Raw genomic sequence first — 20435 nt, 5'->3', positions numbered from 1 at the left:
GGCCCTTCCCCCGCTACCGAGATTCCCGCGATGACCAATCCCCTGCTCGATTTTTCCGGCCTGCCGCGCTTCGATGCGATCCAGCCCGAGCACGTCGGCCCGGCGATCGACGCGCTGCTGGCCGCCGCCGAGGCCGCGGTCGCGCACGCCGAGCAAGTCGCGCCGGTGAGCTGGGACAGCTTCGTGGCGCCGCTGGACGATGCCGCCGAGCGCCTGTGGCGCGCCTGGGGCCAGGTCAACCACCTGCAGGGCGTGGTCAACACGCCGGCGCTGCGCGAGGCCTACAACGCCAACCTGCCCAAGGTGACGCGCTTCTCCAGCGCGCTGGGGCAGAATCTGGCGCTGTTCGCGCAATACCGCGCGCTGGCCGCCACGCCCGAGGCCGCCGGCTACGACGCGGCGCGGCGCAAGGTGCTGGACAACGCGCTGCGCGATTTCCGCCTGGGTGGCGCCGAACTGGGCGATGCCGACAAGCAGCGTTTCGCCGCGATCCAGGAAGAACTGTCGGCGCTGTCGGCGAAGTTCTCGCAGAACGTGCTCGACGCCACCGATGCGTGGTCGCTGCTCATCGACGAGTCGTCTCGTCTCGCCGGCCTGCCCGACGATGTGGTCGCCGCGGCGCGTGCGGCGGCGGAAAAGGACGGCCAGGCCGGCTGCAAGCTGACCCTGCAGATGCCGTGCTATCTGCCGGTGCAGATGTACGCCGACGACCGCGCACTGCGCGAGACCCTGTACCGCGCCAACGCGATCCGCGCCTCGGAATTCGGTGACGCGGCGCTGGACAACAGCGCGGCGATCGAGCGCATCCTGGCGCTGCGCGGCGAACTGGCCGGCCTGCTCGGTTTCGCCAGCTACGCCGAATATTCGCTGGCGACCAAGATGGCGCAGAGCCCCGACGAGGTGCTGGGTTTCCTGCGCGACCTGGCCGCGCGCGCCAAGCCCTACGCGCAGCGCGACCGCGCCGAACTGGAAGCCTACGCCCGCGAGCATCTGGGCCTGGACGAACTGCAGGCCTGGGATGTCGCCTACGCCAGCGAAAAGCTCAAGCAGGCGCGTTACAGCTTCTCCGAGCAGGAAGTGAAGCAGTATTTCACCGAGCCGAAGGTGCTGGATGGCCTGTTTGGCGTCATTAACGACCTGTACGGCCTGCAGGTGCAGGCCGACAGCGCGCCGGTGTGGCATCCGGACGCGCGCTTCTTCCGTGTCAGCGATGCGCGCGGCCGCCTGATCGGACAGTTCTACCTCGACCTGTACGCGCGCGAGGGCAAGCGCGGCGGCGCCTGGATGGATGACTGCCGCAACCGCCGCGACCGCGCCGATGGCGTGCAGACGCCGCTGGTCTACCTGGTGTGCAACTTCGGCCGTGGCGGCGACGGCAAGCCGGCCACCTTCACCCACAACGAAGTCACCACCCTGTTCCACGAGATGGGCCACGGCCTGCACCAGTTGCTGACCCAGGTCGGCGAACTCGGCGTGGCCGGCATCAATGGCGTGGAATGGGACGCGGTGGAGCTGCCCAGCCAGTTCATGGAGAACTTCTGCTGGGAATGGCCGCGGCTGCAGGCGATGACCGCGCACGTGGACAGCGCGCAACCGCTGCCGCGCGCGCTGTTCGACAAGATGCTCGCGGCGAAGAACTACCAGAGCGGCATGTTCACCGTGCGCCAACTGGAGTTCGCGCTGTTCGACATGCAGCTGCATCACAGCTTCGACGCCGCCGGCGACAGCATGCTGCAACTGCTCGAACGCGTGCGCGACGAGGTCGCGGTGAACCGGCCGCCGGCATGGAACCGCTTCCCGCATCAGTTCAGCCACATCTTCGCCGGCGGCTACGGCGCCGGCTACTACAGCTACAAGTGGGCCGAAGTGCTCAGCGCCGACGCGTACGCCGCATTCGAAGAGGCGCCTGACCAGCTGGCCGCCACCGGTGCGCGCTTCCTGCAGGAGATCCTGGCGCGCGGCGGCAGCCGTCCGGCGTTGGAGAACTTCACCGCGTTCCGCGGTCGTGCGCCGGAATTGGATGCCTTGCTGCGGCATAGCGGCATGGCTGGCTGATCGCCCGCCCCCGCGCCGCTATCCATGCGGCGCGGGGGCGACGTGCCGAATGCGCTGGCGCACCCATCCGCTTGTCGCGCGCAGCAACCCGACAATCCGCTTGGCCGCGCACGCGGCAGCATGAGTGCGTGGTCGCTCGTGGCAGCGGTTCCTTGTCTTCCTGCCTCGCATGCGCCCAGGCACGGCGCGACCCGAGCGGGTTAACAGGTCCTTAGCGCATCGGCGTGCTAGAACATTGCCGAATACGATGGCTCGCACGAGCCCATGGAAGAAGCGCCGGCCACAGGGCCGGCCAGGCACAGGAGGTTGGGCATGAAACGCTGCATCTGGATCGCACCACTGTTGCTGGCCGCCGTCGCGCCGGTGCTGGCGCAGAGCAATGGCGGGTTCGCCCGCAGCGGCGCCAATCTGCGCGCAGGCCCGGCCAACGACTATCCGCGCGTCGCCACGGTGGTGGGCGGCGACAGCATCACCGTCTACGGGTGCGTCAACGATTTTTCGTGGTGCGACGTGCGCTGGCGCGAGGCGCGCGGATGGTTGCCGGCCGGCGTGGTCGAGTTCGACGCGCGCGACGGTGTCTTCGCTCCGGCCATCGGGTTCGCCATCGATCCCTATTGGGACGCGCATTACCGTGGCCGGCCCTGGGCCCGCGACCGCGCACGCTGGCGGCAGCAAGCGCAGGCCTCGCCATCTGCGCCGGCGCCGATGCCCGATGCGCTGAAGCGCCAGCTGATCCCGCAACGCATCGCCGACACGCGCGGCTACCAGCCGGCGCCGCCCGCCGTGGAGGCGCCGATGCAGTCGCAATGGGTGCCGCCGGGCGAGCGCATGTACCAGGTGCCGCCGCCGGATGCGCTCAACCCAAAGCGCAACAAGGAACTGGCCGAGCAGCAGCGGCGCGACGAAGAGGATCGCCGCTGGCGCGAGTCCCTGCACCAGACGCCCGAGCCGTCGCAACCCTCGTCGTCCGCCTCGCCATGGTGGCCGCCGAAGCCGGAGACGGTGGTGCAGGCAGCGCAGCACACGCCGCCGCCGCCGCCGCCGAAGCCTGCTTCGCCCCCACCAGCACCGCCGCCATCCGCGCCGCCGCCCAGGAAAGAGCGGACCAAGCAAGAGGACGAGAAAAAGCGCCGCGACGACAAGCAACTCGAACGCTGACGTCGCCGGTGATCAGCGGCAGGACGCCCCTGCCGCTGCGGTGCGCAGGCGCGCTCAGCGCTTGCCGAACACCAGCGCGGCGTTGGTGCCGCCGAAGCCGAAGCTGTTGGACATCACCGTGCGCAGGTTCGCCTCGCGGCTCTCGCGCACGATCGGGAAGCCCTCGGCGCGCGGGTCCAGCGCGTCGATGTTGGCCGAGCCGGCGATGAAGCCGTCGCGCATCATCAGCAGGCAGTAGATCGCCTCGTGCACGCTGGCCGCGCCCAGCGAATGCCCGGACAGCGCCTTGGTCGAGGACAGCGGCGGCACCGCATCGCCGAACACCTCGCGTACCGCGCCCAACTCGGTGACGTCGCCCAGCGGCGTCGAGGTGCCGTGCGTGTTGAGGTAGTCGATCGGCGCGTCCACGCCCTGCATCGCCATCTGCATGCAGCGCACCGCGCCTTCGCCGGACGGGGCGACCATGTCGGCGCCGTCGGAGGTCACGCCATAGCCGAGCAGCTCGGCATGGATACGCGCGCCGCGCGCCACCGCGCGTTCGTAATCCTCCAGCACCAGCATGCCGCTGCCGCCGGCGATGACGAAGCCGTCGCGTTCGGCGTCGTACGGACGCGAGGCCACCGCCGGGCGGTCGTTGAAGCTGCTGGACAGCGCGCCCATCGCGTCGAACATCAGGCTCATGGTCCAGTCCAGTTCCTCGCCGCCGCCGGCGAACATCACGTCCTGCTGGCCGTGGCGGATCAGGTCCGCGGCCGCGCCGATGCAGTGCGCCGAGGTCGCGCAGGCCGCCGACAGCGAATAGCTCACGCCCTTGATCTTGAACGCGGTGGCCAGGCTGGCCGAGACCGCCGAGCACATCGTGCGCGGCACCATGTACGGGCCGACCTTGCGCACGCCGCGGTTGCGCAGCAGGTCCGCCGCTTCCACCTGCCAGTGGCTGGAGCCGCCGCCGGAACCGGCGATCAGGCCGGTGCGCACGTCGCTGACCACGGCCTCGTCCAGGCCCGCATCGGCGATCGCATCGCGCAGCGCCAGGTACGCGTACGCGGACGCATCGCCCATGAAGCGCTTGAGCTTGCGATCGATCAAGGCCTCCAGGTCCAGCTGCACGTCGCCGGCGACCTGGCTGCGCAGGCCGTGTTCGGCCGCCTCGGGGTTGGCGCGGATGCCGGCGCGGCTCTCGCGCAGCGCGCGCGACACCGTGTCCAGATCGTTGCCCAGGCATGAGGTGATGCCCATGCCGGTGATCGCGACGCGGCGCATCAGAACGCCTCCGTCGAGGTGAACAGGCCCACGCGCAGATCCTTGGCGGTGTAGATCTCGCGGCCGTCCACCGACATGCGGCCGTCGGCCACCGCCATCACCAGCTTGCGGTTGATGACCCGGCTGATGTCCAGCTCGTAGACCACCTGCTTGGCGGTCGGCAGCACCTGTCCGCTGAACTTCACTTCGCCCACGCCCAGCGCGCGGCCGCGGCCGGGCGCGCCGATCCAGGTCAGGAAGAACCCGGTCAGTTGCCACAGCGCATCCAGGCCCAGGCAGCCGGGCATCACCGGATCGTCGATGAAGTGGCAGCCGAAGAACCACAGGTCCGGGCGCACGTCGAGTTCGGCGCGGACCACGCCCTTGCCGTGCGTGCCGCCGTTGTCGTCGATGTGGGTGATGCGGTCGAACATCAGCATCGGATCGTTGGGCAGGCGTGCGGCCTCGGCGCCGAACAGTTCGCCGCGCGCGCTGGCGAGAAGGTGTTCGCGTGAATACGAAGTGAGGCGGCTCATGAGCGAATTTCCCAGGGCAGACAGTCGAGGCGCGCAAGCGTGCACGACGCCCGCGCTTTCAATCAAACGTTTTATCCGTACGCACGCGTAGCGTAGGCAGTGCTGCAATGCGGCGCGCTAAGCGAAATCAAGGCATGCGTTCGCAGCGCATGCGCAGGCCTGGCTTATCATGCGGCTACCGTTCGCTGGCGTAGGGTGCAGGGCCGATGCGCAAGATCATTCACGTCGACATGGATGCGTTCTACGCGTCCGTGGAGCAGCGTGACGATCCCGCATTGCGCGGCAAGCCGGTGGTGGTGGCCTGGCGCGGCATGCGTTCGGTGGTGTGCGCCGCGTCGTACGAGGCGCGCGTGTTCGGCATCCGCTCGGCGATGCCGGCGTTGCGCGCCGAGCGCTTGTGCCCGGACGCGATCTTCGTGCCGCCGGATTTCGCGCGTTACAAGGCCGTGTCGCGGCAGGTGCGCGAGATCTTCCAGCGCCACACCGACATGATCGAGCCGCTGTCGCTGGACGAGGCCTATCTCGACGTCACCGCGCCGAAGGGGGAGTTGGCCACCGCCACCGAGATCGCGCAGACCATCCGCGCGCAGATCCGCGAGGAAACCGCGCTGACCGCCTCGGCCGGCATCGCGCCGAACAAGTTCCTGGCCAAGATCGCCTCGGACTGGCGCAAGCCCGATGGCCAGTTCGTGATCCGCCCGCACCAGGTGGAAGCGTTCCTGACCCCGCTGCCGGTCAGCAAGGTGCACGGCGTGGGCAAGGTGATGCAGGCAAAGCTGGCGGCGTTGGGCATCGTCACCGTCGGCGACCTGCGCACGCACGGCGAAGCGGAACTGGAAGCGCACTTCGGCAGCTTCGGGCGTCGCCTGTATCAGCGCGCGCGCGGCATCGACGAGCGTCCGGTGGAATCGGATCAACAGGTGCAGTCGATTTCTTCGGAAGACACGTTCGCCGAAGACCTGGCGCTGGACGCGCTGGAGCCGGCGATCCGGCAACTGGCGGAAAAGACCTGGAACGCGACCCGCCGCACCGAGCGCGTCGCGCGCACCGTGGTGCTGAAGCTGAAGACCGCGCAGTTCCGCATCCTGACCCGCAGCTTCACCCCGGAGCAACCGCCGGAATCGCTGCAGGTGCTGACCGACATCGCGCTGGCCTTGCGCCAGCGCGTCGACTTGCCCGCGTCCACGCGCTACCGCCTGGTCGGCGTGGGGCTGGCCGGTTTCCACGAGCGCGAGCCCGGGCAGGCGCAAGGTCGGCTGTTCCGTTGAGCCGCTTGCCGGCGCCGGCGGTCGTATGCACCGCCGCGCGCGCCGGCAGTTCGCTCATGGCCAACGCATTGCGCCGGCTCAGGGCCAGCGCATTTCGCCCTTGGCGACCTTCGCGCTGAGCTGCAGCGAGTCCACGCCGCCCAGCTGCGGATAGCGTTGCTGCATCGCCGCGACCAGCGCGGCCGCATCCTTGGCCTTGGCGGTTTCCTCGTCGAAGGCGCGGATGTAGTCGGCGGTGAAACGCACCGCGGCCAGGTCCTGCGCCGCGCCGGGCACGAAGTGTCCGGGAATCACCCGCTGCGGCTGCAGCGCCTGGATCCGTTGCAGCGTGGCCAGCCACTGCGCATGCGACGCCGGGGTCTGCGTATCGGCCATCCACACGTGTTCGCCGGCCATCACCGGGATCCCGCCGAGCACGGTCTTGATCGACGGAATCCACACGAAGGTCCGGTCCGGGCTCGCGCCGTCCAGGCCGACGATCTGCAGTTCGCGGCCTTCCAGCAGCAGGCGGTCGCCGTGCAGCGGCTGCGGCAGCACGATGCGCTGCGGCGCGTCGGCGCCCAGCTTCGGCGCCCACACCTGCAGCTTCTGCGCCTGGGTCTGGCGGATGTGCGCGACGGTCGCCGGGCTGGCTAGTACCTTGGCCTGCGGGAACGCCTGGGTCAGCACGTCCAGGCCGAAGTAGTAGTCCGGATCGCCGTGGCTGATGTAGATCGTGGTCAGGCGCTTGCCGCAGGCGCGGATCTGCGCGACCAGGGCGCGCGCATCGGCCGCGGAGAACTGCGCGTCGACCAGGATCGCGTCCTTGGCGCCGCTGACCAGCACCGAGGCGACGCCGAAGATCGCGTTCGCGTCCGGGTGGTAGACCTGCACCTGCAGCGGCGCGGCGGCCGGCTGTGCCGCGGTGGCGGTGGCAGCCGCGGCGTGGGCGGCGGTGCCGGTGGCGGCATGCGCCGCGCCGGCGAGACCGAGGGCAAGGATCAGCGCGGCGCTCAGGCGCGACAACGAAAGGCTAGGCATGCGGAACTCCATCGGAGAAGGCGAGGCCATGCATCGGCATGGCGTGAGGCAATCGGGCCGCGACCGTGCAGTGGCCGCGGCGGGGGAGGGCGACTGCGCGCGCTGCCATGCACGCCCGCAACCGCCTGCCCGGCGTTGCGCTCAGTACGCGGCAGTGGCGATCTGGCGCAGGTACTGCGGGCGCTCGATCTCGTCGACGAAGGCGCTGGCGTAGTCGGCATAGCTGATCGCGCTACGGCCCTGCGCATCGCTGAGCAGCGCGGTGGCCTGGGTGCGCACGCCGCCGCGCTTGGCGCCCGGGCCGATTTCCGCGGCCGGCGCGTAGAAGGTCCAGTCCAGGTCGGCGGCGGCATGGAAGTGCTGCAGGGCGGCACGGTGCGCCAGCGCGTAGGGCTTGTAGGCGTCGGGGAAGTTCGGCGTGTCCACCAGCTGCACGCCCGGCGCCACTTCCAGGCTGCCGGCGCCGCCGACCACCAGCAGGCGCTGCACGCCGGCGTCGCGGGCGACCTCGATCAGCGCCTGGGCGACGGCCGGAATGGTGTCGGCGGCCGCGGCGCTGGGGCCGTAGGCGCTGGCCAGCACGTCGTGGCCGCGCACCGCGGCGGCGAGGGCGGCGCGGTCGTCCAGCGACGCGAGCACGATGCTGGCGCCGTCCAGTTCCGGCGGCAGCGGTTGCGTGCGGCGGACCAGGGCGGTGACCGCGTGGCCGCGGCGCAGGGCTTCCTGGGCGATATGGCGGCCGATATTGCCGGTGGCGCCGAACAGGGCGATGTGCATTGAGGTTCTCCGGGGAGGGTGGACGGGATGCGCACAGCCTAGTCCTGGCAATTAGCACGATAAACAGCGTATAAGTCGCCAATTTGTTGCATGGAACGATCAAATGGACCGTCTGACCGCGATTGCGGTATTCGTCGAGGTCGCCGAGCGCGGCAGCCTCACCGCGGCCGCCGAGGCGCTGGACCTGTCGCGGGCGATGGTCTCGCGGCATCTGGCCGAACTGGAGCGCTGGCTCGGCGCGCGCCTGCTGCACCGGACCACGCGGCGGGTGACCCTGACCGGCGCCGGCGAGACCGCGCTGGCGCGGTTCCGGCCGATGCTGGCGATCGGCGCCTCGCTGCGCGACGAGCTGGCCAGCGACGACCCGGAGCCGCACGGACAGCTGCGCGTCACCGCCTCGGCCTCGTTCGGGCAGGCGCATCTGGCCGCGGCGGCGGCCGAGTTCGTGACCCGCTACCCGCAGGCGCGGGTGGACATGCTGCTGGCCGACCGCACGGTCAACCTGGTCGAGGAACGCATCGACCTGGCGGTGCGCATTTCCCATCGCGTCGACCCCGGGCTGATCGCGCGGCGCCTGAGCGTGTGCCGCTCGGTGCTATGCGCGGCGCCGGCCTATCTGCAGCGGCAAGGCGCACCGCACAGCGCCGCCGACCTGGTCGCGCACAACTGCCTGGGCCACCACTACGTGGGCAAGCACGAATGGCCGCTGCGCTACCGCGGCGAACCGGTGTCGGTGGCGGTGAGCGGCAACTTCACCGCCAACGAAGCCACTGTGCTGCTGGAGGCGGTGCGCGCCGGCGCCGGCATCGCCATGCTGCCGACCTACCAGGCCGCGGCGTTGCTGCGCAGCGGCGAATTGCAGCGCGTGCTGCCCGACCACGACCTGGACACGATGGACATCTTCGGCGTGTACGCATCGCGCCGGCAGCAGCCGACGATCGTGCGCGCGTTCCTGGATTTCCTGGTCGCGCGTTTCGGCGAAGTGCCGTACTGGGATCGCGACTGAGCGCGGCGCCTACAATGGGCGCTGCTTTCGCATCCAGGAACGACATGACATTTCCGTACGCGCTGGTGGTGTTCGATCTGGACGGCACACTGGTGGACAGCGGCGCCGATATCGCCGAAGCGCTCAATCGCACGTTGGCCGAGTTCGGCCTGGCGCGCGTGCCCGAAGCTACCGTGCTTGGCTGGATCGGCGAGGGCGTGCGCAAGCTGGTCGAAGCCGCGTGGCGGCATGCGCACGACGCCACCCCGATCGACGCGGTGATGCCGACCTTCATGCGCCACTACGAGGAATGCCTGCTGCGCAGCCCGCGCCTGTATCCGGGCGTTGCCGAGGCGTTGGCGCAGTTGCGCACGCGCGGCGTCACCCTGGCGCTGTGCACCAACAAGCCGTCGGCGTTCGTTCTGCCGCTGCTGCGCCATCTCGGCGTGGCCGATGCGTTCGCCGCGGCGCTCGGCGGCGACAGCCTGCCCGAGCGCAAGCCCAGCCCGCTGCCGCTGCTGCACCTGGCGCAGCAGTTCGCGCAGCCGCCGGCGCACTGCTTGATGGTCGGCGATTCCGGCACCGACCTGCAGGCCGCGCACGCCGCCGGCATGCCGGCCGCACTGGTGCGCTACGGCTATCCGCGCGACCTGGACCTGGCCACCGCCGACGTGGTGCTGCTGATGGACGACATGCGCGAGTTGCTGGCGCTGGGGTGATGCGGGTCATTGCACGCGTGCCGCTGCAATCGAGCTGACTGTCGAGTAGGAGCGGCTTCAGCCGCGACCGGGCTTTACCGATACGTTCTGTCGCGGCTGAAGCCGCTCCTACAGGGGCGCGCAGCCTCTGCACTCGTACGCCGACGCACGGCATGCGAATTACCGACATTGGGGGTGCGGTCGTCGGCGTGGCCGATCTGGCATCGCCACAGCATTCTTCATGCAACTGCAGGCACAAAAAATTGTGGGAGCGACTTCGGTCGCGACGGGCCTTGTCGGTAGCGCCAATCGCGACTGAAGTCGCTCCCACACCATCGCGTTAACTGTCACGTGCGCATCGAGGAAGTTGCGTTCACGACCACCAAGCGCTGTAGCGGCGTTGGCGAGACTGCAGGAGGCGGACCCGTGTTCGTGCAGAGGGCTGCGCCGAATGGCGCAGCCCTTCCTGACTCAGCGCGCCGCCGGCGCGTAGCGCAGGGTCAGCGCGTATTCGCGGCCCGGCTGGTTGTACCAACTGATGGTCTGGTAGTCGCGATCGAACACGTTGCTGGCCTTGGCCTGCAGCGTCCAGTCCGCCGCGAACGCGTATTCCACGCGCAGGTCCAGCGTGCCGTAGCCGGCCAGGCGCACGCTGTTGGCCGCGTTGTCGTAGCGGTGGCCGCTGCCGAACGCGGTGACGCCGAGCTTGACCGGGCCGAAGCCGCGGTCCACGTCCAGTCGCGCGGTGTCCTGCGCGCGCCGCGCCAGCCAGTTGTCGCGGTTGGCGCCGTCGCTGCGGTTGCGCGGATCGGTGTGGCTGAGCTGCGCCGACAGTTCCCAGCCGGCCAGCGTCGCATACCCGGTCAGCTCGGCGCCGCGGATCCGCGCCTTGTCCACGTTGACCGGCAGGAAGGTGGCGGCATCGTAGGAGATCAGGTCGTCGACCCGGGTCTCGTACACGTTGAACGTCCAGTTCCAGCTGTCGGCGTACTGCGCCACGCCCAGGTTGCCGCTCTTGGACTTCTCCGGCTTCAGTTCCGGATTGCCGGAGAACGGGTAGTACAGGTCGTTGAAGGTCGGCGCCTTGAAGCCGGTGCCGAGGCTGGCGGTGAGCTTGAAGCCGCCGTCCAGCGCCAGGCCCCAGCCGAGGCTGCCGGTGGTGTGCTGGCCGAACTGTTCGTTGTCGTCGCTGCGCACGCTGGCCTGCACCTGCTGCGCGCCGAAGCGGCCCTGGTACTCGGCGAACACGCCGGTGTTGTCGCGCTGGTCCACGTCGAAGGCGGTGGTGCCGGTGACTTCCTCGCGCTGCCAGTCGGCGCCGGCGCTGAGCAGGTGGCCTTCGGCCAGGCCGAAGTCGCCCTGCAGCGAGGCGGTGTCGCGGCGGCTGTCGAAGGTGCTGACGAAGCTGCGCGTGTCGCTGCCGGCGGCGTGGTAGTAGCTGTCGGCCTGGTCGGTGTTGCGGCCCAGCTGCGCGGCCAGATGCACGCGCTCGGACGGGGTCCAGTCGAGCTTGCCGCCGAACACCTGCTGGGTGTTGTCGGCCTCGTTGCCGGCGAACAGCGCATCGCCGTCGTACTCGTTGCGGCTGTCGATGTTCAGCGCCTGGCCTTCGATGCGCAGCGTGTCGCTCAGCGCATAGCCGCCGCGCGCGCTGAGCGAGGTGTTGCGGTAGCCGTCGCGGTCCGGCTCATCGACGAAGCAGCCAGCGAACAGGGTGGCCGAGCCGTTGCAGGCGTTGATGCCGTCGCTGTTCTGGTAGCCGCCCTGCACCGACAGCCAGCCGCGCTCGCCGCGGTTGCTGAAACCGGCGCTGGCCTCGCGCAGGCCGTGGCTGCCGGCGCCCAGGCTCAGGTTCTGCTGCAGGCCCTGGCCGCCGCGGCGGGTGAAGATCTGGATCACGCCGCCGATCGCATCGGAGCCGTACAGGCTCGAGCGCGGGCTGCGCACGATCTCGATGCGGTCGATCTGGCTCAGCGGCAGGTCCTGGAACGCGGCCAGGCCGGCGCTGGCCGAGCCGATGCGCACGCCGTCCACCAGCACCAGCACGTGGTCCGATTCGCTGCCGCGCAGGCTCAGCGTGGTCAGCTTGCCCAGCCCGCCCTGGTTGGACACGCCGATGCCGGCGCGGCCCTGCAGCAGCTGCGCCAGCGACGTGGCCTGGCTGCGCTCGATCTCGGCGCGGTCGATCACCTGCGCCGGGACCACGCTGTCCTCGACCGAGATCTGGGTGCGGGTGGCGGTGACCAGGACCTGGTCCAGATCGGTGGCGGCATCGGCGGCGAGCGCCAGCGAGGGCAGGGACAGGACGGACGCGATCGCGACCGAAAGCAGGCGGAACGACATGGGGCAACTCCGGCGCGCGGGCGCGCTGTGACGGCAAAGGAGTCGCGAACGGAGGGTGCAAGCGGACGGCGCCAGACGCGGCGCGGCACGCCGCGACGCCCTCCGCATCGCAACCAGTGAACTGCAAGGCCGGTCTCCGGGCTGGCGATCTGGGAGTCGGACTCCCGGCTGCGACGCCTTCCCATGCCCAAGGCACAGTGGCGCAAGTCGTCAGCGCGGATCGCTTACCGTTGCGGGGGCAGCGCCGGCCTTGTCGCAAGACGCACCGGCTTCCCGTTTCAACCTGCAGGCCGGAGCCGGCAGGTCACCTTGAAGCGGCGCGATTGTACGCGATCGCCGCTGTTGCGCGCGGATCAGTCGTCGTCGCGCTCGCTGGCGTGGCCATCGTCGTCGCGTTCGTGCTCGTCGGATGCGTCGTGCGCATCCTGCGCATACGGCGTGTCGCTGCGGTCGCCGTCGCGGTCGAAATGGGTGGTCGCCACCGGCCCGGCCACCGGCAGGCCGCGCTGCGCCGGCAGCTGCGCCGCCGCGGCTTCCAGCTCGCCGAGCAGCTGCGCGCGTCGCGCCTCGGGCAGTTCCTGCCAATGGCAACCGGTCAGCGCCCCTTCCAGCGAATACAGCAGGTTGAGGCTGGGCTTGAAGCCGGCGCGCTTGACCTTCAGGAACGCGCCGACCGCGCCGGCCGCGGCCAGGTCCTCCTGCGTGCGCAGGCCGACCTGGCGCAGCCAGGCCGCGCTCTTGGGGCCGATGTTGCGCAGTTTTTCGGTGCTCATCGCAGCGCGTCGACGAAGACCTGGGCGATCGCTTCCAGGCCGTGCTGGTCGTCGGCGTCGAAGCGCGCCAGGTCCGGGCTGTCCAGGTCGAACACGCCGATCAGCTCGCCAGCGCGCAGCAGCGGCACCACCAGTTCCGAGCGCGAGGCCGCATCGCAGGCGATATGCCCTGGGAAGGCCTCGACGTCGTCGATGCGTTGGGTCTGGCCGCTGCTGGCGGCGGCGCCGCACACGCCCTTGTGCAGCGGGATGCGCACGCAGGCGGGCAGGCCCTGGAACGGCCCGACCACCAGTTCCTTGCCGTCGTACAGGTAGAAGCCGACCCAGTTCAGCCGCGGCAGCGCGTGGTACACCAGCGCCGCCAGGTTGGCGGCATTGGCGATGCGGTCGGGCTCGCCGCTGACCAGGGAGCGGGCCTGGGCGAGCAGTTGGGCGTACTGTTCCGGCTTGCTGCCGGTGAGCGAAGAGGAAGCGAACATCGCGCGAGTCTAGCAGCGGCCGATGGCGGCCTGCGCGCCGGTACCGGTCGAGGCGCGAGGCAGGGCGGTATCCCGAGGCACCATTCTCAAGCGCGCCGGCGAAAGGCCGGGCAGCGCTGACGCGGCGCGCCAGCTATCCTGCGCGCCCGCGCCGCATGCGCCGACCTCGAGGATCCTGCCACGATGCGCTTTCCCGCCTTCTACGTCACCGGCACCGATACCGGCATCGGCAAGACCGTCGCCAGCACCGCGTTGCTGCACGCGCTGCGCGCGCGCGGGCAGGCCGCGGTGGGCATGAAGCCGGTCGCCAGCGGCTGCGAGCGCAGCGCGGACGGCTGGCGCAACGAGGATGCACTGGCGCTGCAGGCGGCGAGCATGCCGCGCCCGGACTATGCCGACCTCAATCCCTACGCCTTGCCGCTGCCGCTGGCGCCGGAACTGGCCGCGGCCGACGCCGGGGTGTGCGTGGAACTGGCGCCGATCGCCGCTGCCTTCGCGCGGTTGCGTGCGCAAGCCGACGTGGTGGTGGTGGAAGGCGTTGGCGGCTGGGCGGCGCCGCTGTCGGCGAGCCTGGAGCAGGCCGATCTGGCGCGCGCGCTGGCGCTGCCGGTAGTCCTGGTGGTCGGCCTGCGCCTGGGCTGCCTCAACCATGCCCGGCTCACCGCCGCGGCGATCGCCGCCGACGGCCTGCGCTGCATCGGCTGGATCGGCAACGAGATCGATCCGGCGATGGAGCGCATCGACGCCAACATGCGCATGCTGCAGGAGCGGCTGCCGATACCGTGCTGGGGGCGGCTGCCGTATCGGCCGCAGCCGGACCCGGCAGCGCTTGCGGCGTCGCTGACCCCATGGCAGGGCGCGTAGATGGCGCAGGACTGAGCCGGCACCTGGCCGGAAGCGCCACGCAGCGCAGTAGCCGCTTTCGCGAGGAAAGGACTGTTGTGAAGGAGGGACTTTCAGCCCGGATGCCGGACTGGAAAAACTTCGGCCCTAGGCCCTGGCAAGCAGCGCAGGAATGCCCGCACTTGCGAATCCCAAATCCCGAATCCCAAATCCCGGCCATAAAAAAGACCCGGTAGAGGGAGGGATCTACCGGGTCTTGGCTGCGCGGGGGGAGGGACCCGCGCGTACCACTGGTCAGTCGTGCGGCTGCGCCGCAGTGGACTTATTTGGTATTGGCCTTCGGCGCGGCCTGGTCGCTGGCCGCCTCGAACTGGCTCTTGGCGAGCTGGCCGATGGCTTCGGAGGTCTTCAGGCCGAGGCCGAACATTTCCTGGTTGGCCGTGGCCAGCCGCTCGAAGTTGTCGCGGGCGATCTGCAGGCCCTTCGGCCACAGCGACTGCACGCTGCCGATGTCGCGCGCTTCGGTGAGCTCGCCGAGGAAGCCGGTGGTCGCGGCGACGTTCTTCTCGAAGGTCTTCAGCTGCACGCCGAACACGCTCTCAGCGCTTTCCAATGCCAGGCGGTTGGCGCGCGAAGCGGCGGCGGCGAACTGCTGGGTGTAGCTGCTGAATTGATCGTTGAACTGAGCGGACATCATGCGACTCCAAGGGAATGCCGATTGCTGTTGCAGTGCAACATACGCGCATTCTGCTGCAATGCAACATTATTTTCTGAAGCCGCTCAGGCTTCGTTCAAACTTTCTTTCGGATCAATGAGTTGGAGACGATCTGCCTGGCGCTGATCTGGCCTGCGCAGGCACCGCGCGGACGCCGGTTGCGCTGAGGCGGGCACCCCGGAACGGGGCCATCCATCCATCCGCACCGGTCAGTCGCCGCCATGCCGCCCTTGCGAATCCCCCATCCCGAATCCCTGCCTCAAGCCGGCCCGCGATACCGGCACCCAGAAGTGCACGTCTCGTGCACCACCACCTCGCTCAGCAGCGGCAATGCAGGCTTGAGCTGCTCCCATATCCACATAGCCAGGCGTTCGCTGGTCGGGTTCTCCAGTCCCTCGATGTCGTTGAGGTAGTGGTGGTCGAGGCGGTCGTAGAGCGGGCGGAACGCGGCCTTGATGTCGCCGAAGTCCATGACCCAGCCGGTGTCGGCGCCGGGTTCGCCGCTGACGTGCAGCTCGATCCGGAACGAATGCCCGTGCAGCCGCGCGCACTTGTGGCCGGGCGGGACGTTGGGCAGGCGGTGCGCTGCCTCGAGGGTAAAACTCTTGAAGATATCCATGGCGTCATTGTAGGTGGCGGGGGAAGTGGCCGGCGGATCGCCAGCACTGCTGCGGTTTCGCGATAACGGTGCGTCGCGAAAACACGAACGCCGCCCGAAGGCGGCGTTCGTGGTACTGCGGTCGGCTGCGCTCAGCGCGCGGCGCTGGGCTGGCCGCCGCTGCGACGACGCTCGCCCTGGCGGCGTGCGCCGCCCGGCTGGGTGCCGCCGGCCGGCTTGGCCCCGGCATGCGCGTGCGGGCGCGGCGCATCGCCGTGCGGACGGCGCGCGTGGGTGCTCTTGCGCGGCGGACGCTGGCCGCCCGGACGCTCGTCGGCCGGATTGTTGTTGCCCCAGCGGATCGGCGTGGACGGCTCGAAGCCCGGCACGTCGCGGATGTCCATCTCGCGCTTGAGCATGCGCGAGATCGCACGCAGCAGCTTGGCCTCGTCCTGCGCCACCAGCGACACCGCCTCGCCCTGCGAGCCGTTGCGGCCGGTGCGGCCGATCCGGTGCACGTAGTCCTCGGCGACCATCGGCAGGTCGTAGTTGATGACCTTCGGCAGCTGGTCGATGTCGATGCCGCGCGCGGCGATGTCGGTCGCCACCAGCACGGTGATGCGGCCGGCCTTGAAGTCGCTCAGCGCGCGCAGGCGCTGGCCCTGGCTCTTGTTGCCGTGGATCGCGGCGGTCTTCAGCCCGGACTTGTCCAGGAACATGGTCAGCTTGTCGGCGCCGTGCTTGGTGCGCGCGAACACCAGCGTCTGCATGCGCGAATCGGCGGCCAGCAGGTGCAGCAGCAGCTCGCGCTTGCGGGTGCCGTCGACCGGGTGCACGCGGTGGGTGATGGTGTCGGCGACGGTGTTGCTCGGCGTGGCCTGGATTTCCTGCGGGTTGTGCATGAACTCGCGGGCCAGCTGCTTGATGCCTTCCTCGAAGGTGGCCGAGAACAGCAGGGTCTGCCGGTTCTGCTTGGGCAGCTTGGCCAGGATGCGCTTGATCGAGGGCAGGAAGCCCATGTCGAGCATGCGGTCGGCTTCGTCCAGCACCAGGATTTCGATGCCCGACAGGTCCACGCTGCGGCGCTCGAGGTGATCGAGCAGGCGGCCCGGGCAGGCGATCAGCAGGTCCACGCCGCGACGCAGCGCGTCGAGCTGGTTGCCCATGCCGACGCCGCCGTAGATGGTGGTGCTGGGAATGCGCAGGTACTTGCTGTAGCCGCGCAGGCTGTCGTGCACCTGGGTGGCCAGCTCGCGGGTCGGGGTCAGGATCAGCGCGCGCGGCTTGCGTGCGCCATTGCCGACCGGCTGCGGCGAGGTGCCCAGGTGCTGCAGCAGCGGCAGGCCGAACGCGGCGGTCTTGCCGGTACCGGTCTGCGCGCCGGCCATCAGGTCGTGGCCGGCCAGCGCCAGCGGAATCGCCTGCAACTGGATCGGGGTGGGGGTTTCATAGCCCTGCTCGGCCAACGCACGCAGCAGGAAGGGCGCCAGGCCCAGGGATTCGAAAGACATCGAGGAAAGCTCCGGATAACGCGCCGTCGCCGGGACGTGCCCGGAGTGCAGACGCAAGTAGGGTGAGGCTCGGAGCGTTCCCGTGAACCGCGCTGCGAGAGGGTGGATCAACCCGGAGCAGAACAGCGCTCGGGTTTGTCGGCACCACGAAAGGCGTCGGGCGGGGCGGGCGAGCGGATCGGAACGATCCTGGCCTCGCCGGCGATCCCTAAGGGAAACGGACGGCCGCATGCAGACCTGGCCAGTCTACGCTGAATTGGCGCGTTGCACAAAAGCCGCAGAGAACCAGCCGACAGTCGGCGATTCCGTTTCAGTTGCAACCAATATCCGGTCTGGCCGTACAATCGCCCGATCAGCTCCCCAGCACTGGACGGACATGAAGCTAGGTTCCCTGAAGGAAGGCGGCCGCGACGGCACCCTGATCGTCGTTTCCCGCGATCTGACCCGCGCCGTGCGCGCCACCGGCATCGCCGCGACCCTGCAGCGCGCGCTGGAGGACTGGAGCAATCTGGCGCCGCGCCTGAATGCGCTGTCCGAGTCGCTCAACGACGGCAGCGCCGACGGCCAGTTCGACCTGGACATCGCCGCGCTGGCGGCGCCGTTGCCGCGCGCCTACGAATTCCTCGACGGCAGCGCCTACCTGCCGCACGTGGAGCGGGTACGCCGCGCGCGTGGCGCCGAGGTGCCGGAGAGCTTCTACACCGATCCGCTGATGTACCAGGCGGTCAGCGCCGGCTTCTATGGCCCGCGCGAGGCGGTCAAGGTGGTCAGCGAGGATTACGGCATCGACCTGGAGGCGGAGATCGTGGTGGTCACCGACGACGTGCCGATGGCGGTCGATGCGCCGCAGGCCGCCGCGCATATCCAGCTGATCGGGCTGGTCAACGACGTGTCGCTGCGCAACCTGATCCCGGCCGAGCTGGCCAAGGGCTTCGGCTTCGTGCAGTCCAAGCCGCGCTCCGCGCTGTCGCCGGTGTTCGTCACCCCCGACGAGCTGGGCGAGGCCTGGCGCGACAACAAGCTGCACCTGCCGCTGCTGACCCACATCAACGGCGCCTGGTTCGGCGCGCCGGAAGCCGGCGAGGACATGCAGTTCGACTTCGCCCAACTGGTCGCGCACGCGGCCAAGACACGGCCGCTGGCGGCCGGCGCGGTGATCGGTTCGGGCACCATCGCCAACCAGGACACCTCGCGCGGCGCCTCGTGCTTCGCCGAGCTGCGCGTGGTGGAGACGCTGCGCGACGGCCAGCCGAGTACGCCGTTCATGAAATTCGGCGATGTGGTGCGGATCGAGATGCTGGACCGTGATGGAGTGAGCATCTTCGGCGCGATCGAGCAGCGCATCGAGCCAGCCTCCCGGCCCTGAGCCGGCCAGTGGCGGCACCGAGACGACCGGCGGTACCGCTGCGCCGCTGTCCACCGGTATCTTGATCGTCCGAATGCGGAGAGCAGAGCGTGGAAGAGGCGTTGCAGCTGTACACCTACTGGCGTTCCAGCGCCGCCTATCGCGTTCGCATCGGTCTCAATCTGAAGGGGCTGGCCTACCAGGCGCTGCCGGTGCATCTGCTGCGCGACGGCGGCCAACAGCATTCGCCGGAGTACGCGCGGCTCAATCCGCAGGAACTGGTGCCGACGCTGTGCCACGACGGCCAGCCGATCCGCCAGTCGCTGGCGATCCTGGAATACCTGGACGAACGCTGGCCGGAGCCGCCGCTGCTGCCCGATGCGGCGATCGACCGCGCGCGGGTGCGCGGGCTGGCGCAACTGATCGTCAGCGACGTGCATCCGCTCAACAACCTGCGCGTGACCCAATTCTTCGAGACCGTCTGGAGCGTGCCGCAGTCCGAGCGCGAAGAGTGGATGCTGCACTGGATCGTGCTGGGCTTCGATGCGCTGGAGCAGTTGCTGGCCGAATCGCCGGATACCGGCACTTACTGCCATGGCGAACAGCCGGGACTGGCCGATTGCTGCCTGGTGCCGCAGGCGTTCAACGCGCGCCGCTTCGGCGTGGACATGCAGGCGTATCCGACCATCGCGCGGATCGAGCAGGCCTGCCTGGCGCTACCGGCATTCGAGGCGGCGCGCCCGGAGCGGCAGCCGGACGCCCAAGGCTGAGCCTGGCGCCTCGACCCTGTAGGAGCGGCTTCAGCCGCGACAGGGTCTTGCCGGGCGATATGTGTCGCGGCCGAAGCCGCCCCACAGGATGCGCAGCGGTCTCAGCCGAAGCCGTGGGTGATCCGCGGCGAGCTGGCGCCGCCGCTGCCGCCGGCGTCGTAGTCGGCGTAAGGGTCGTGTTCGCCGCTGGAGCCTTCGGATAGGCGGAACTTCAGCGCCAGGCCGTCGCGCGAGTCGGCCGCGCGCAGCGCTTCCTCCTGCTCGATCTGGCCCTGTTTGACCATCCGGAACAGGCACTGGTCGAAGGTCTCCATGCCTTCCTCCAGCGATTCCTCCATGGCCGCCTTGATCTCGTGGACCTGGCCGCGGCGCAGCAGGTCGCGGATCATCGGCGTGTTCAGCAGCACCTCGGTGGCCGGGCGGCGGCGCTCGTTCTTGTCCTTGACCAGGCGCTGCGAGACCACCGCGCGCAGGTTCAGCGCCAGGTTCATCAGCACGTTCTTGTGCGCGCTTTCCGGGAAGAAGTTGAGGATGCGCTCGATGGTCTGATCGGCGTTGTTGGAGTGCAGCGTGGCCAGGCACAGGTGGCCGGTCTCGGCGAAGGCGATCGCCGCCTCCATCGTCGTCGCGTCCAGGATCTCGCCGATCAGGATCACGTCCGGCGCCTCGCGCATCGCGTTCTTCAGCGCGTTGTGGAAGGCATGGGTGTCCAGGCCGACCTCGCGCTGGTTGACGATCGACATCTTGTGCTTGTGCAGGTATTCGATCGGGTCCTCGATGGTGAGGATGTGCCCGGTGGTGGTGCTGTTGCGGTGGTCGATCATCGACGCCAGCGAGGTGGACTTGCCCGAGCCGGTGGAGCCGACCACCAGGACCAGCCCGCGCGGGGTCATGATCACGTCCTTGAGCACCTGCGGCAGGTGCAGTTCCTCGATGCTGGGGATCTTGCTGCGGATCGCGCGGATCACCATGCCGACCTCGCCGCGCTGCTTGAACACGTTGACCCGGAAGCGGCCGGCGTCCTGCAGCGCGATGGCCATGTTCAGCTCCAGCTCGCGCTCGAACTGCGGTACCTGGCCCTCGTCCATCAGCGAATAGGCGATCTTCTTGACCATGCCCGGCGGCAGGCCGGTGGCGCCGAGCGGGTACAGCTTGCCTTCGATCTTGATATAGACCGGTGCTCCCGTGGTCAGGAACATGTCCGAGGCGTTCTTTTCGGTCATCAGCTTCAGGAAGTAGCCGATATCCATGCGCAATGGTTCCCCAACAATCCGCGGCAGCCCGTTGCAAGCGCGCCACAGGCTTCCGACAATGGCCGT

Annotated in this window: 18 protein-coding genes, 1 pseudogene and 1 riboswitch; of the genes and pseudogenes, 8 read left to right on the top strand and 11 right to left on the bottom strand. The window is 69.4% G+C overall.

All coding sequences use genetic code 11. The features are described 5' to 3' along the window. Nucleotides 1-30 precede the first annotated feature (30 nt). Together HEP75_RS18520 and HEP75_RS18515 are read left to right on the top strand one after the other, a co-directional pair. Nucleotides 31-2055: a M3 family metallopeptidase gene (locus HEP75_RS18520; protein ID WP_185824489.1), complete on the top strand. Its 2025-nt coding sequence runs from the start codon at nucleotides 31-33 to the stop codon at nucleotides 2053-2055. A 312-nt stretch (nucleotides 2056-2367) separates the two neighbouring features. Next, on the top strand, nucleotides 2368-3213 hold the full coding sequence (locus HEP75_RS18515) for an SH3 domain-containing protein (RefSeq protein ID WP_185824488.1): 846 nt from the start codon (nucleotides 2368-2370) through the stop codon (nucleotides 3211-3213). Nucleotides 3214-3267: 54 nt separating this feature from the next. On the opposite strand, the gene fabB is transcribed toward HEP75_RS18515, so the two are convergent. Both fabB and fabA read right to left on the bottom strand, forming a co-directional pair. Beyond that, the gene (fabB, locus tag HEP75_RS18510; protein ID WP_185824487.1) at nucleotides 3268-4476 is read right to left on the bottom strand and encodes a beta-ketoacyl-ACP synthase I; all 1209 of its coding nucleotides are present in this window, start codon (nucleotides 4474-4476) and stop codon (nucleotides 3268-3270) included. Next, nucleotides 4476-4991: a 3-hydroxyacyl-[acyl-carrier-protein] dehydratase FabA gene (gene fabA, locus HEP75_RS18505; protein ID WP_003473191.1), complete on the bottom strand. Its 516-nt coding sequence runs from the start codon at nucleotides 4989-4991 to the stop codon at nucleotides 4476-4478. Before fabA ends, fabB begins: the two co-directional genes overlap by 1 nt. Nucleotides 4992-5197: 206 nt before the next feature. Here fabA and dinB point away from each other — a divergent pair, with 206 nt between their 5' ends. Then, nucleotides 5198-6259, top strand: a complete 1062-nt coding sequence (gene dinB, locus HEP75_RS18500) for a DNA polymerase IV (protein WP_185824486.1) — start codon at nucleotides 5198-5200, stop codon at nucleotides 6257-6259. 78 nt (nucleotides 6260-6337) lie between these two features. Here dinB and HEP75_RS18495 read toward each other — a convergent pair whose 3' ends face one another. Both HEP75_RS18495 and HEP75_RS18490 read right to left on the bottom strand, forming a co-directional pair. Beyond that, entirely contained in the window at nucleotides 6338-7279 is a 942-nt protein-coding gene (locus HEP75_RS18495) for an MBL fold metallo-hydrolase (RefSeq protein WP_185824485.1), read from the bottom strand. Between the two features lie 141 nt (nucleotides 7280-7420). Beyond that, nucleotides 7421-8056: an NAD(P)H-binding protein gene (locus tag HEP75_RS18490; protein ID WP_185814035.1), complete on the bottom strand. Its 636-nt coding sequence runs from the start codon at nucleotides 8054-8056 to the stop codon at nucleotides 7421-7423. A gap of 103 nt (nucleotides 8057-8159) precedes the next feature. On the opposite strand from HEP75_RS18490, the gene HEP75_RS18485 reads away from it, so the two are divergent. Together HEP75_RS18485 and gph are read left to right on the top strand one after the other, a co-directional pair. Next, entirely contained in the window at nucleotides 8160-9062 is a 903-nt protein-coding gene (locus HEP75_RS18485; protein WP_185824484.1) for a LysR family transcriptional regulator, read from the top strand. Nucleotides 9063-9106: 44 nt separating this feature from the next. Then, nucleotides 9107-9760 (top strand): phosphoglycolate phosphatase, encoded by a 654-nt coding sequence (gene gph / locus HEP75_RS18480; RefSeq protein WP_185824483.1) that lies wholly within the window; start codon nucleotides 9107-9109, stop codon nucleotides 9758-9760. A gap of 450 nt (nucleotides 9761-10210) precedes the next feature. On the opposite strand, the gene btuB is transcribed toward gph, so the two are convergent. The 3 genes from btuB to HEP75_RS18465 all read right to left on the bottom strand — a co-directional run bounded on the left by btuB (nucleotide 10211) and on the right by HEP75_RS18465 (nucleotide 13334). Then, on the bottom strand, nucleotides 10211-12082 hold the full coding sequence (gene btuB, locus HEP75_RS18475; RefSeq protein WP_185824482.1) for a TonB-dependent vitamin B12 receptor: 1872 nt from the start codon (nucleotides 12080-12082) through the stop codon (nucleotides 10211-10213). A gap of 109 nt (nucleotides 12083-12191) precedes the next feature. Further along, a riboswitch (cobalamin riboswitch) is annotated at nucleotides 12192-12409 on the bottom strand. 26 nt (nucleotides 12410-12435) lie between these two features. Further along, a complete protein-coding gene (locus HEP75_RS18470; protein WP_185824481.1) occupies nucleotides 12436-12855 on the bottom strand; it encodes a TfoX/Sxy family protein in 420 nt (139 codons plus the stop codon). Further along, on the bottom strand, nucleotides 12852-13334 hold the full coding sequence (locus tag HEP75_RS18465; protein WP_185814030.1) for a GAF domain-containing protein: 483 nt from the start codon (nucleotides 13332-13334) through the stop codon (nucleotides 12852-12854). Before HEP75_RS18465 ends, HEP75_RS18470 begins: the two co-directional genes overlap by 4 nt. Before the next feature lie 183 nt (nucleotides 13335-13517). Between HEP75_RS18465 and bioD the strand changes: the two genes are divergently transcribed. Beyond that, nucleotides 13518-14198, top strand: a complete 681-nt coding sequence (gene bioD / locus HEP75_RS18460) for a dethiobiotin synthase (RefSeq protein ID WP_185824480.1) — start codon at nucleotides 13518-13520, stop codon at nucleotides 14196-14198. A 301-nt stretch (nucleotides 14199-14499) separates the two neighbouring features. Here bioD and HEP75_RS18455 read toward each other — a convergent pair whose 3' ends face one another. From HEP75_RS18455 to HEP75_RS18445, 3 genes and pseudogenes are all read right to left on the bottom strand, one after another. Continuing rightward, nucleotides 14500-14871, bottom strand: a complete 372-nt coding sequence (locus tag HEP75_RS18455; RefSeq protein ID WP_185824479.1) for a phasin family protein — start codon at nucleotides 14869-14871, stop codon at nucleotides 14500-14502. Between the two features lie 280 nt (nucleotides 14872-15151). After that, nucleotides 15152-15511 (bottom strand): 6-carboxytetrahydropterin synthase QueD, encoded by a 360-nt coding sequence (queD, locus tag HEP75_RS18450; RefSeq protein WP_185814027.1) that lies wholly within the window; start codon nucleotides 15509-15511, stop codon nucleotides 15152-15154. 179 nt (nucleotides 15512-15690) lie between these two features. After that, nucleotides 15691-17001: pseudogene (locus tag HEP75_RS18445) on the bottom strand (DEAD/DEAH box helicase); the annotation flags it as partial. A gap of 376 nt (nucleotides 17002-17377) precedes the next feature. On the opposite strand from HEP75_RS18445, the gene HEP75_RS18440 reads away from it, so the two are divergent. Together HEP75_RS18440 and maiA are read left to right on the top strand one after the other, a co-directional pair. Continuing rightward, on the top strand, nucleotides 17378-18367 hold the full coding sequence (locus HEP75_RS18440) for a fumarylacetoacetate hydrolase family protein (protein WP_185824477.1): 990 nt from the start codon (nucleotides 17378-17380) through the stop codon (nucleotides 18365-18367). 89 nt (nucleotides 18368-18456) lie between these two features. Continuing rightward, entirely contained in the window at nucleotides 18457-19116 is a 660-nt protein-coding gene (gene maiA / locus HEP75_RS18435) for a maleylacetoacetate isomerase (protein ID WP_185824476.1), read from the top strand. Between the two features lie 101 nt (nucleotides 19117-19217). On the opposite strand, the gene HEP75_RS18430 is transcribed toward maiA, so the two are convergent. Further along, nucleotides 19218-20366 carry a PilT/PilU family type 4a pilus ATPase gene (locus HEP75_RS18430; protein WP_185814023.1) on the bottom strand — a complete coding sequence of 383 codons (1149 nt, stop codon included), beginning with the start codon at nucleotides 20364-20366 and terminating at the stop codon, nucleotides 19218-19220. Nucleotides 20367-20435 lie beyond the last annotated feature (69 nt).

The organism is Xanthomonas sp. SI (assembly GCF_014236855.1).
Classification (GTDB): Bacteria; Pseudomonadota; Gammaproteobacteria; order Xanthomonadales; family Xanthomonadaceae; genus Xanthomonas_A.
The sequence above is the reverse complement of the archived record's forward strand: the minus strand, read 5'-3'. Positions and strand labels throughout refer to the sequence as shown.